The organism is Luteimonas salinilitoris, assembly GCF_041300785.1.
GTDB lineage: Bacteria > Pseudomonadota > Gammaproteobacteria > Xanthomonadales > Xanthomonadaceae > Luteimonas > Luteimonas salinilitoris.
On record NZ_JBFWIB010000002.1, the window covers coordinates 216,956 to 229,219 of the forward strand.

The 12,264-nt window shown below is 68.3% G+C and carries 7 protein-coding genes and 1 tRNA gene; 5 read left to right on the plus strand and 3 right to left on the minus strand.

All coding sequences use genetic code 11. From position 1 onward, the window contains the following. Positions 1–50: 50 nt before the first annotated feature. The 3 genes from AB5T46_RS04280 to AB5T46_RS04290 form a co-directional block, all read right to left on the minus strand. The gene (locus AB5T46_RS04280; protein WP_370562616.1) at positions 51–602 is read right to left on the minus strand and encodes a hypothetical protein; all 552 of its coding nucleotides are present in this window, start codon (positions 600–602) and stop codon (positions 51–53) included. A gap of 476 nt (positions 603–1,078) precedes the next feature. Further along, positions 1,079–1,154, minus strand: a tRNA-Ala gene (locus tag AB5T46_RS04285). Positions 1,155–1,283: 129 nt separating this feature from the next. Next, positions 1,284–2,015 (minus strand): SDR family NAD(P)-dependent oxidoreductase, encoded by a 732-nt coding sequence (locus tag AB5T46_RS04290; protein ID WP_370562617.1) that lies wholly within the window; start codon positions 2,013–2,015, stop codon positions 1,284–1,286. Positions 2,016–2,463: 448 nt separating this feature from the next. On the opposite strand from AB5T46_RS04290, the gene AB5T46_RS04295 reads away from it, so the two are divergent. From AB5T46_RS04295 to AB5T46_RS04315, 5 genes are all read left to right on the plus strand, one after another. After that, positions 2,464–5,316, plus strand: coding sequence for a TonB-dependent receptor plug domain-containing protein (locus tag AB5T46_RS04295; RefSeq protein WP_370562618.1), 2,853 nt, complete (start codon positions 2,464–2,466; stop codon positions 5,314–5,316). 60 nt (positions 5,317–5,376) lie between these two features. Further along, a complete protein-coding gene (locus tag AB5T46_RS04300; protein ID WP_370562619.1) occupies positions 5,377–6,627 on the plus strand; it encodes an MFS transporter in 1,251 nt (416 codons plus the stop codon). Further along, positions 6,624–7,613 carry an alpha/beta hydrolase fold domain-containing protein gene (locus AB5T46_RS04305; protein ID WP_370562620.1) on the plus strand — a complete coding sequence of 330 codons (990 nt, stop codon included), beginning with the start codon at positions 6,624–6,626 and terminating at the stop codon, positions 7,611–7,613. The genes AB5T46_RS04300 and AB5T46_RS04305 overlap by 4 nt, the downstream gene beginning before the upstream one ends. Next, positions 7,610–8,875, plus strand: a complete 1,266-nt coding sequence (locus tag AB5T46_RS04310) for a hypothetical protein (RefSeq protein ID WP_370562621.1) — start codon at positions 7,610–7,612, stop codon at positions 8,873–8,875. Before AB5T46_RS04305 ends, AB5T46_RS04310 begins: the two co-directional genes overlap by 4 nt. 333 nt (positions 8,876–9,208) lie before the next feature. After that, the gene (locus AB5T46_RS04315; protein ID WP_370562622.1) at positions 9,209–12,262 is read left to right on the plus strand and encodes a glycosyl hydrolase; all 3,054 of its coding nucleotides are present in this window, start codon (positions 9,209–9,211) and stop codon (positions 12,260–12,262) included. The last annotated feature ends 2 nt before the right edge of the window (positions 12,263–12,264 follow it).

Genomic DNA, 12,264 nt, shown 5'->3' on the forward strand with positions numbered 1-12,264 from the left:
CGGATGCGACCGGCGCCGTCCGTCTTCTGCAAGGACAAACGTTATTCTGATTACAACGGTTGAATGATCGTTCCAGTTGGAATGCCTTCGATCTTGTCCAAGGTGCCAGACAAGCACTTCAGATAGGACAGATTGGGGATATCGTTATAGCTCAGCACCATATCGCTTCCCTCAAATTTTCCGCTGACTATTTCACCCTGCAATACGAATACCCGCGGCACTGCGGGAAGGCCGAGTTCTCCGAGCTCAAGGAAATTCCAGTTGACTACGCTTGAGGTCGTGTCATCCCAGTCAAGCCGTAAGCTGCCAGGTGCGTCGGCATTGATCAGGCAGGACAAGTCTCCCGTCCCCTCAAGGTCCTCCACCAAAGCCGTATGGGTCGAAAGATCTTCGGTGAAGACGCAGGTGACCATACCTGAGCCGGTCAAATGAGTGGGCTTTGGAAGCAAGCCGAGTCCTGGGCTGAACTGTAATGTCAGCGGGCCCACGCATGTCGCCTTTACGGGCAAGGCCTGCGCCTTTGCTGGGGCGGCTGGAAACAGAAGCGTGGTGAGGAATATGCAGCTTGGCAGTAACGCTGAGAATAGTATCTTCTTGATCATGGCGAGCTCCATTGCGGGGCACCAAAATACGAAGACCGATCAGGCGGCCCCTGTGCCTGAAGAATGGCGGCATTTCCGTCTATTCATTCAGCTCAATAAAAGCGCGAGCGTCAGAGCGAGCAACAAGGCAGTTGCATGTTTGAACTCATGGCCGTTTCGACTTCGATTTGTATCGAATCGATCTGCATGAAACGCCGGGGGAGGCATCGTCGCCAAGCGTTTATGGCGTGCCACGCGCGCGGGTAAGAGAGCAGGAAGGTAGCACCAAAAAAATCTGGAGTTTGTGGCGGGCTGTCACACTATTGACAATCTGTCAATACCTGATCAGCGCGATGCAGCGCATCGACTTGAGCTGTCAGTCCGCTTCTGGCCGATGGCGGCAACGACCGCCCTTCGCAGAAGGCGCAAACGCCTGCGAACCAAGGGGCGCTTCGGCAACAAAAAAGCCGACGGGAGGCCCGTCGGCTTTGGAGTATTGGTGGAGCGGAGGAGGATCGAACTCCCGACCTTCGCATTGCGAACGCGACGCTCTCCCAGCTGAGCTACCGCCCCACGAGGCGCGGATTATACGGACGCGGCCGCGGCGCCGCCAGAGGGCGCGCGCTGCCGTGTCCGGAGAAGGCGGAGCGTGGCGTGCGGCCAGGCCAAGCCCGGGCTGCGCAGTGTGCCCTTACGGTTGCATCAGCGCCGCGCGATGCTGGCGCCGCCGTCCACCGGGACATTGGCGCCGGTGATCCAGGATGCCTCCCGCGACGACAGGAACAGCAGCAGGGCGGCGACGTCGGCCGGCGTGCCCAGGCGGCCGAGCGGATGCCGCTGCACGTTGCGCACGCACGCGGCAGCGGGGTCGGGCTGGCACTCGAACGACGCGCGCAGCATGGGGGTGTCGATCGAGGCCGGCGCGATGCAGTTGACGCGGATGCCGTCGGGCGCGAGTTCCAGCGCCAGGGTGCGCATCAACGCGTCCAGGCCGCCCTTCGAGCTGGCGTAGGCGGCAAGACCGGGTGCGCCGAAGTAGCCGTTGATCGACGATACGAAGGTGAAGGCGCCGCGGCGCACGGCCGCCATCGCCGGCGCGAAGGCCTGGACGAGACGCACCGCGCCACCGACGTTGACGTCGTAGATGCGGCGGAACGCTTCGCTCGAGGAGGCGAGGGTGGTGGCGAACTCGGTCGCGGCGGCGGCGTGGACGACGATGGTGGGTTCGCCCAGTTCCGCCCTGACCGCGTCAGCGGCAGCGGCGACCGAGCGGTCCTCGCCCAGGTCGCAGGCCAGGCGGAGGTCGCCGTCACCGGCCTCGGCCAGGTCGAGCGCCGCGACCCTGGCCCCTTCGCGGGCGAACAGCCGGCAGGTTTCGGCACCGATCGCGCCGGCCGCGCCCGTGACCACGGCGATCTCGTTGTCCAGCCTCATGTTCTCTCCTCGACAGGTCGATGCGGAGCCGGGCCGTCCGGCGGTCGTGATCCGGTTGACAACCCGGTGTCTTGTGATAATACTAAATTTCAGATTTTACATTTTACAAGAACGAGCGCATCCGCGACCCGCGCGATGTGCCATCCAGCCGCTCGCCTGTCCGGGGCGGCCAAGGGAGGGTTCCATGATCGCTGCCGGCTCCGGGCTCCATCCTCTACAGGCCAGGGTATCCGGGCCGCCGCATCCGCGCCTCGCGCGGATGGCTTCGTCGTACCGGGCCGATCCCGTGTTCCTCCTGCGGCGCTGATCGCAATACCGGCCGGTCGGGACCGCGCTGCCCTGTGCATCCGCGATCCACCGCATCCATTCGGAGACGGCGTCCCCGAACGGTTGTCCCTCGCGGGGCCGCACATTACGGACGCCGGTTCGCCGTGGGAGGCAGACGATCATGAGGTTCAAGCGCGACCAGCTGCGCGACGCAATCCGCTTCATCCTGGCCATGGGCGCCGTCGCAGTGGCCGTCCCGGCCGCGCATGCCCAGGAGCCATCCGACCAGCCGACCGAGCTGCAGAAAGTCGAGGTCATCGGTTCGCGCATCAAGCGGGTGGACGCGGAGACCTCGCAGCCGATCCTGACGCTCAGCCGCGAGGAGATCCAGGCCCAGGGCCGGACCTCCATCGGCGACGTGATCCAGGCCATCACCGCCGCCGGCGCCGCCCTCAACAGCAACGTCAATTCCGGCGGCAGCGGCCAGAACCGGGTCAGCCTGCGCAACATCGGCAGCGCGCGCACGCTGATCCTGGTCAACGGCCGGCGTTGGGTGGGCGGCAGCGGGCTCAGCGGCGACGTCGACCTCAACTCGATCCCGACCGCCGCGGTCGAGCGCATCGAGGTGCTCAAGGACGGTGCGTCGTCGATCTACGGGTCCGACGCGATCGGCGGCGTGGTCAACGTGATCCTGCGCGATTCCTTCGACGGCATGGAGGCGAACGGCTACTACGGCCAGTTTGACGTTGGCGACGGCGCGCGCGAGAGCATGGACTTCACCGCAGGCACGGTACGCGACCGGTTCTCGGCGATGTTCGGGATCAGCCGGGTCAGCGAGAACGCCGTCGGTGCCGGGGCGCGTGAAATCTCGGCGGTGCCGGTGTTCGGGACGACCCCGGGCTTCAGGGGCTCTGCGAACACGCCGAATGGTCGCTTCAGCCTGGAGCGCAGCGGCAGCGGCGCGTTCACCAGCGACGGGCCCGGCACGCCGTTCCGGCCGTTGCAGCTGCCCGCCGACAACTACAACACCGCGCCCGACCGGTACCTGTCCGTCGACCAGGAGATGACCTCGCTGTTCGGCAATGCGACGGTCGACTTCACCGACAACCTGCGGCTGAAGGTCACGTCGCAGTACCTGGAGCGCGAAACCGGGCAGAAGCTGCCGGTGAACGCGCTGGTCTTCGGCGGGCTCGCCAGTGGCCGCTACAGCGGCGACATGACGATCAGCGCGGACAGCCTCTACAACCCGTTCGGCGACGACGTGGAGTGGGGCGGACGCATGCTCACCGAGGCCGGTGGGCGCATGATCACGCGCGATGTCGACACCACCGCGGTGAACGTCGCGCTGGAGGGCGCGTTCACGCTCAACGACCGGCTGTGGGACTGGGACCTCGGCTACTTCTTCGGCCGCACCCGCAGCCACGACACCGCGACGGGCCAGCAGGACTACCGCCGCGTGCGCGACGCGATCGGGCCCTCGATGCCGGGTGCCGACGGCACCCCCGTCTGCGTGTCCACCCCGGGCGACCTCTCCACGGCCATCGCGGGCTGCGTGCCGCTGGACCTGCTCGGCGGCGCCGGCAGCGTCACCCCGGGAATGCTCGAGTACATCAGCTTCGTCGAGAGCAGTCGCCTCGGCTACGAGCAGAGGACGCTGTTCGCGAACCTGACCGGCGAACTCATGCAGCTGCCCGCCGGGCCGCTGGCGTTCGCGACCGGCATCGAGCGACGCAAGGAGACCGGTCACGACACCCCGGACCCGTTGATCGCGTCCGGCGTCACCAACGGCTTCAGCCGCGAGCCCACCGCCGGCGAGTACGAGGTCGACGAGGCCTACGTCGAGTTCGCGGTACCGCTGGTCGAGGGCCGGCCGGGCGTGCAGCTGCTCGACCTCAGCATCGCCAGCCGCTATTCCGACTACAGCAACTTCGGCGACACCGTCAACAGCAAGTTCGGCTTCCGCTGGAAGCCCGTCGACAGCCTGATGGTCCGCGGCAACTACAGCGAGGGCTTTCGCGCACCGTCGATCCGCGAGCTGTACCACGGCCAGAGCAGCAACAACCAGCAGAACCTGACCGACCCGTGTGCGGCGACGCTGCAGGGAGCGCCGTTGCCGAACCCGGTGGCCTGCGCCGGCGTGCCGGCCGACCTCGACCAGTCCGGGTCCGCGCTCAGCGTGACCTCCGGTGGCAATCCAGACGTCGGTCCCGAGACCGCGGACTCGCGCACCCTCGGCATCGTCTACAGCCCGGGCTGGGCGAGCGGCCTGGACCTGTCGCTTGACTGGTGGCAGGTGGCGATCGAAGACACCATCTCCACCCTTGGCGCGCAGAGCGTGCTCGACCAGTGCTACCGCGCCGGGAACGCCGACCTCTGCGGGCTGGTGAGCCGCGACGAGTTCGGCCAGGTCGCGTCGGTCCGCAACATCCGCACCAACCTCGGCACGGTCGAGGTGGAAGGCTACGACATGTCGGCGTCCTACCGCCTGCCCGAAAGCGAGTGGGGGCGGCTCCGCATCCGCTGGGACACGACCTATCTCGCGCGCAGCGAGTCCGACTCGGGGCTCGACCTCGGCGGCGGCGGGGTGCAGTCGACCGGCAGCGGCAACATGGTCGGCACCGGCAGCAACTGGCGGATCCGTTCCAACCTGCTGCTGTCCTGGCAGCACGGCACCGTCGGCGCCAACTGGAACATGCGCTACTACTCGCGGCTGCACGAAACCTGCACCAGCCTCGGCAACGAGGCGCGCAACGTCTGCTCCGAACCGGACCGTTATGTCGACGGACTGGTGGCGGGTCCGGGCGGGACGCGGGTCGTCGCACCGGTCTGGCAGCCGCGCAACCGCATCCCCAGCGCCGTCTACCACGACATCAGCGCCTACCTCGAACTGCCGTGGGACGGCCGCGTCACGCTCGGCGTCAACAACGCCTTCGAGCGCGATCCACCGATCTCGGTGACGTCGCCGAACAGCTTCGGGCCCGAGTACGAGATTCCCGGGCGCTTCCTCTACATGCGCTACCACCAGGCGTTCTGACGTGGCGTCGCGGGACGGAACGTGCGGGCGGCGCGTGGGCGCGAGCGGACGGGGCCGGGCATGCAGGTGAGCGCGGTGGCCGCTGCCGCGTCGCCGCTGCGCAGCCGGATGCGCTGGGCGATTCTCGCGTTGCTCTTCCTGTCGACGGTAATCAACTACGTCGACCGGCAGACGCTGTCGATCCTCGCGTCGACGATCCAGGCCGACCTCGGCATGAGCGACCTGGATTATGCCGCGGTGGTGCAGCTGTTCCTGGTCGCGTACACGATCGCGCACCTGGGCGCCGGCTGGCTCACGGACCGGCTCGGGCCGAAGCTCGGGCTGGCGCTGTTCGTGTGTTGGTGGTCGACGGCCAACCTCGTCACCGGCTTCGCACAGAGCGCGATGCAGCTCGGTGCGGCGCGGTTCGCGCTCGGACTCGGCGAGGCCGGAAACTACACCGCGGCGCCGAAGACCGTCGCCGAACGCTTCCCGGCCCATGAACGCGGTTTCGCGGTTGGCGTCTACACCGCCGGCGCGATGGTCGGCGCCACGATCGCGCCGCCGCTGATCGGATGGCTGGCGCTGGCGCACGGCTGGCGCGCGGCGTTCTTCGCCACCGGCGCGCTCGGCTTCGTCTGGGTCGTCGGCTGGTGGCTGGTGCACCACTGGTCGCCGCCGGTCCAGGCGCCTCGCGCGGCGGAGGCCGGCGGGCGCTGGGGCTGGATCCCGCTGCTCCGGCAGCGCCCGGTCTGGGGCCTGGCGCTGGCCCGGATGATCACCGACCCGGTCTGGTACTTCTACCTGTTCTGGTTCCCGAAATACATGATCGACGATCGCGGCCTGACGCTGATGCAGATGGCGCAGGTCGCGTGGGTGGTCTACCTCGCCGCGGACCTGGGCAGCATCGGCGGCGGTGTCGCGTCGGGACGGCTGGTGCGACGCGGGATGGCGCCCGCGCGCAGCCGGCTGTGGCTGATGGGGATCGCCGCGCTGCTGGCGCCGATCGGCGCGACGATCGCCGGCGAACCGTCGATTGCGACGACGTTCGCGCTCGCCGCGCTGGTCGCCTGCGCGCACCTGGTGTTCCTCACCAACATCACGACGCTCGCGGTCGACACTTTCCCCAGCCGCCACGTCGCCACCATCTTCGGCATCATCGCCGCCGGCAGCGGCCTCGGCGGGATGCTGTCGACGCGGGTGGTCGGCGAGTTCGCGAACGAGCAGTCGTACGGCCCCCTGTTCCTGATGATGGCGCTGCTGCATCCGCTCGGATGGCTGGTGGCGTGGTGGGCGGTGCGCAAGCCCGCGGCAGCGCAGGCACCCGGATGAGCGTGCGTGGCGCCCCGGCGTTGCGGCAGCCGCTGTTGCGGCAGGCTGGGGCGCGGTGGCGCCGCCGCGCGGCGTGGGCGGCCTCTTACGTCGCGTTGCTGCTGGGATCGGGCATCGCGCCCGGCCGTGCGGCGATGCCGGCAGGCGAGGGCCACGGCATCGGGCGCATCGAGATGCTCGCCGACATCGAGTACGCGCGCCCGGGCGGGCGGGCGCTGCACGTCGACCTCCACCGCAACCTCGTGGCGCGCCCGTCGCCAGTGCTGGTGCATGTGCACGGCGGGGGCTGGTCGCGCGGTGCACGGCCACCGCGCGAGGCGTTCGCGTGGGCCTATGCGATGGGCTTTTCGGTCGTCGCCGTGGAATACCGGCTGGCCGGCGAAGCGCACGCGCCGGCGGCGGTACGCGACGTGCGCTGTGCGTTGGCATGGGTCGGGCGCCACGCCGCCCGGCATGGACTGGACGCGTCGCGGATCGTGGTCGAGGGCGTGTCCGCGGGCGCGCACCTCGCGCTGCTCGCGGTGCTCGCCGGCGACGACGCGGAATTCGACGCCGGTTGCGGGCCGGTGCCGCCGGTGGCGGTGCTGGTCGACCGCGCCGGCATCGCCGACGTGCAGGCGTGGCGACCGGCGTCCGGCGCCGTCGCACGCTGGATCGGGCCGCGTGCGGACGCGGTCGACTATGCCGCGCGGCTGTCGCCGATCCGCTACCTGCACCGCGCGATGCCGCCTCTGTTCATCGTGCACGGCGACGCCGATCCGGTGGTGCCGTTCGCGCAGTCGCGGCGCCTGCACGACGCGGTGCGCGCGCTCGGCGTGCCGGTCGCGCTGCATGTCGTCGCCGGCGGACGCCACGGCGGATTCACCGATGCGCAGGCGGCGGCCATCGACGCCGCCCTGTGCCTGTTCCTGCGCGGGCACGGCGTGCCCGCGTGCGACGGACGTCCGGCCCGCAGCCCGGACCCAGGCAAGGGAGGAGATCCATGAATAAGACGAGACCATTCCGCGGCCGTGCATCCGCATGCGCCGTGGCGATCGCCACCGTGTTGGCCGGCGTTCCGGCGGCCGCGCAGGAACTGCCGCCGCCGCAGCTCGTGCTGGCGGATTCCGGCACCGAGACGTTCCACGACAGTGCGGTGCAGGGCTGCGGCACGACCAAGGTGCACATCGACGGGCCGGTGCGGCTGTTCCGCGACCAGGACGACCTCGTGCACATGACCGTCGGCGACCCGCAGGCGCGCGCCTGGCAATGGACCGGGAGCGTCGCCGACTTCGCGACACTGCCGTCGTCGGCGAGCCTCGACTGCACGCCGGTGATGCTCGGCAACGTCGGCAACAACACGGTCGACCGGTTCGACCAGAAGACCTTTCTGCAGGCACTGCACTTCGATCCCGAAACCGCGTACGTCTACGGCTACGGCCACGAGGACTACTTCGGCACACGCCTCGACGACCCCGACTGCCACAAGGCCGGCGTCACCGACGGCAAGCCGCAGTGCTGGTACAGTGCCGTGGCGATCTGGAAGGCGGACACGCTCGACACCACGCCCGCCGGCCACCTCTCGTTCTCGAAGTTGAAGTCGGTGCCCTGGCACGTCGCGATCTATCCGCACGTGGCCTATCCCGGCGATGCCGGTACGCCTACCGCGGGCTGGATCGGCTACGGCGCGCCGTCGAACCTGGTGCGCGGCTTCGACCAGGACGGGCAAGCCGACGGTCATCACTACTTCTTCGCCTACACCAGCTCCGGCTTCGGCGAGCAGGACAAGGGCGTGTGCCTGTTCCGCAGCGACGACCCGACATTGCGCCAGAACTGGCGGGCCTGGAACGGCAGCACCACGACGCCCGCGTTCACCCAGCGAATGAACAACCCGTACATCAGCAGCACCGCGCCGTGCGCGGTGGTCAACCCGGACGCGTTCAAGTCCTACGTGCGCAGCGTGCACTGGCATCCTGCGTCGCGGCACTACATCGCCGTGTTCCGCGACGGCAACGGCGTGCGCTACGCGACCTCGCGCGATCTGGTCACGTGGAACGCATCCGAGCCGCTGCTCACCTCGACCTCGAGCCAGGTGAACTACCCGTCGCTGGTGGATCTCGACGGCGGCACGCCGGCCGTGGCCGGCAACGGCCACAACTTCGACGTCGTCCACGACCTGGGCCGCACCTACCTTTACTTCCGCACGTCGGTTGCGTGGGGACACACGCGGATCAACCGCCAGCGGATCGAGGTGGCGAACTATCCGTGAGCAGGCCTGCTGTGCTTGACGACTGGAAGGGCGCGATGCCGGCTCAAGCCGGCATCCAGCACACGGAGGGCCGGGAATCGCGCAGCGATTTTCGCTTGCTGGGCTTCCCCCTTTGAAGAAGGGGGATTGAGGGGGATTTGCTGTTGCTTTGCGAGGCGCCTAGCAAAGAGCAAATCCCCCCAGCCCCCTTTTTCAAAGGGGGAGTCCAAGTGTCTGCGCCGGCAGTTGCCATCCTCCCTGCCCCCAGGGGCCGAAAACTCCGCTGAAGCTGTCGCCTGAAGGCGAGGGCTTCAACCCTCAAAAAGCGGGACAGTGATGAGACGTGGGAGAGGAATGAGCGTTTCCCCGTGGATGGCCGTGGGGCTGGCAGCGATGTTGCTGGCGAGTTGCCGGCCACTGGCGGCGAACGAACTCGAGGCGGGTTTCGCATCGCCTCCGCGCGAGGCACGGCCCCTCGGCTGGTGGCACTGGATCAATGGCAACGTGACGATCGAGGGCATCGACGCCGACCTCGCGGCCGCCAAGGCCGCCGGGATGGGCGGGGTGCAGATGTTCGACGTGGAGATGTACGCTCCCGAAGGCCCCGTTCGCTATGGTTCCGAGCAATGGTTCGCCCATGTGCGGCATGCGATCCGCCAGGCGGCAGCGCTGGGGCTGGAATTCCATGCGATGAACACGCCGGGCTGGTCGGCAAGCGGCGGCCCGTGGGTCACGCCGGAACGTTCGATGAAGCGCCTGGTATGGAGCGAGACGAACGTTTCCGGGGGCGACCTGTCGCTTCCGCTGCCGCGTCCGGACCTGGCGCCTGCCTATCCCGAACGTACGGTTCCGATGGAGCCCTACTTCGTCGATGTCGCCGTGGTCGCGGTGCCGGAAACTGCGGAGCGGATTGCGGAGTTCGAGGCCAAGGCGGGGTGGGGCAGTAGACCCGTTACCCGCGATACCCGGGTGCTGCCCGGAATCCCTCCGGATCGCGTGATCGTGCTCTCCGGCAGGATGGACGCTGCCGGCCGCCTCACGGCGAGCCTGCCCCCGGGCGAATGGACGATCCTGCGCTTCGGCTACACGACGACCGGGAAGACCAACCATCCCGCGGTGCCGGAGGGCCACGGCCTGGAGATCGACAAGCTCGATCCGGAGGCGGTCGCGTTCCAGTTCGAACGGTCGCTGGGTCGCATGATCCGCGAAGCCGGCCCGCTCGCCGGCAGCACGTTCGACGGCATCCTGTTCGACAGCTTCGAAGGAGGGTTCCAGAACTGGACCGCCGCCATGCCGCACGCGTTCGCGCGACGGAAGGGCTATGCGCTGCTCCCCTGGCTGCCGGTGTTGGCCGGGCGCGTGGTGGGATCCGTGGAGAAGAGCGAAGCGGTGCTATGGGACTTCCGCCAGGTGATCGAGGAGATGTTCGCGGAGCACTACTTCGGCACCATGCATCGGCTCGCCGCGAGCCATGGCATGAAGATCTATTCCGAATCCCAGGGCGGCCCGATCACGCCCATGTCCGCCAATCGCCACGTCGACGTGCCGATGAACGAATTCTGGATGCCCGACGTGGCACCGCGCGCGGCGAAGATCAGGATGACCACGTCGGCCGCGACGTTCCTCGGGCGCAGGATGGTGGCTGCCGAAGCCTTCACTTCGAGGCCGGAGCACGGGCGCTACCGGAACACGCCTGCCAGCTTGAAGCGCGTGGGCGACCATGCCTTCGCGCTCGGACTGAACCGGTTCGCGCTCCACAGCTTCACGCACCAGCCGGTCACCGCGGCCGCGCCAGGATTCGCGCTGGGCCGTTATGGCGCGCATTTCGGGCGGCTGAACACATGGTGGCCGTATGCGGGCGCTTGGATCGATTACCTGTCGCGCAGCCAGTTCCTGCTGCAGCAGGGGCACCGCGTGGCCGACGTCTGCTTCCTGGTGGACGAGGACCTGGGCTACGCCTTGCCCGATGTGGTCGAGACGTCGCTGCCCGGGTACGACCTGGAAGTGGCCTATCCCGCGGACGTGCTGGCGATGTCGGTGCGCGACGGCGGCGTGCTGGAACATCCCGAGGGAGCGTCATTCCGCCTGCTCGTCACGCCGGAGATGTCGAAGGGTTGGGTTGCCGGGATCGCGACGCTGCGCAAGCTCGCGCAACTGGTGGAGGCCGGCGCGACCCTGGCCGGGTCGCACCCCCTCGCGCCTGCGGGACTCGGCGACCTTGAGCACAGGGAGGAATTCGACCGGCTTGTCGGCGCGCTCTGGGGCGGCCTCCCGGCACGGGGCTTCAAGGCGGTGGGCGCGGGCAAGGTCTACGCGGGGCTGACGCCGCTGGAGATCCTGCGGGCCGAAGGGGTCGGCCCCGACCTGCGCTGGGAGGCGCCGATGGAGCAGCTTCGCTTCATCCATCGCCGCACGAGCGACGCGGACATCTATTTCGTCTTCAACGATTCGGATCGGCCACGAGAAGCGCGGCTCGAAGTGCGCCAGCCCGGTCGCCTGCCCGAGATCTGGGATCCGGCGCGCGGCGCGCGCGCCGATGCGCCCATGTTCGCGTCTACTGCCTCGGGCGTGACCGTGCCCGTACAACTGGAGCCCTGGGAGTCGACGTTCCTCGTGTTCCGGAAGCCCCTCCCGCCGCGCTGGATCAGCGACGCAGGCGCGGCGAGCCTCAATCTCGCGGACAGGCCCGGCACGCTGCTCACGCAGGACAGGTCCGTGCAACTGCATCTCTCCGACCGCTCGAGGCGGGATGTCCGCCTGCCCGTATTGCCTGCGCCGGTACCCGTCGAGGGAGCGTGGGAGATCGAATTCCCGAAGCTCGGTGGATCGGCCAGGTTCCGGCGGGTCGAGGAACTGGCATCGTGGACGGAGGATCCCGATCCGGCGGTCCGGCACCACTCGGGCACTGCGATCTACCGGACCCGCTTCGATCTGCCGCGGCAACCGGCCGGCGCGGTCGCGATACTCGATCTCGGTCGCGTGGCGGACATCGCGCGCGTGATGGTGAATGGGCACGATGCCGGTATCGCCTGGAATCCTCCGTTTCGGCTGGACGTGACCCGGTACCTGCACCCGGGGGCCAACAGGCTCGAGATCCACGTCGCCAATCGATGGATCAATCGCCTGATCGGCGATGAGGCCGTCGCTGTGGACGTTGAGTACCAGAAGAAGGGAACTTCGCCGTTCACCGATGGCCGGCTGTTGACGCTGCCCGCGTGGATCTACCGGCCCGAGGCACGGCACGAATGGCCACGGTCCAGCTTCACCACATGGAAGCACTACGAGGCCGATTCGCCCCTGGTCCCCTCCGGGCTCCTGGGTCCCGTCAGGATCGAATGGTGGCAGCCGGTTCCGAAAGCGGATGAAGTCCTGAAGCGGCTGCCGGCAATCGCCGGCAGCGGCTCGTAGCG

Coding starts and splice junctions, on each gene's coding strand:
- AB5T46_RS04280 (WP_370562616.1), bottom strand. CDS start 602: ATGATCAAGAAGATACTATTCTCAGCGTTACTGCCAAGCTGCATATTC.
- AB5T46_RS04290 (WP_370562617.1), bottom strand. CDS start 2,015: ATGAGGCTGGACAACGAGATCGCCGTGGTCACGGGCGCGGCCGGCGCG.
- AB5T46_RS04295 (WP_370562618.1), top strand. CDS start 2,464: ATGAGGTTCAAGCGCGACCAGCTGCGCGACGCAATCCGCTTCATCCTG.
- AB5T46_RS04300 (WP_370562619.1), top strand. CDS start 5,377: ATGCAGGTGAGCGCGGTGGCCGCTGCCGCGTCGCCGCTGCGCAGCCGG.
- AB5T46_RS04305 (WP_370562620.1), top strand. CDS start 6,624: ATGAGCGTGCGTGGCGCCCCGGCGTTGCGGCAGCCGCTGTTGCGGCAG.
- AB5T46_RS04310 (WP_370562621.1), top strand. CDS start 7,610: ATGAATAAGACGAGACCATTCCGCGGCCGTGCATCCGCATGCGCCGTG.
- AB5T46_RS04315 (WP_370562622.1), top strand. CDS start 9,209: ATGAGCGTTTCCCCGTGGATGGCCGTGGGGCTGGCAGCGATGTTGCTG.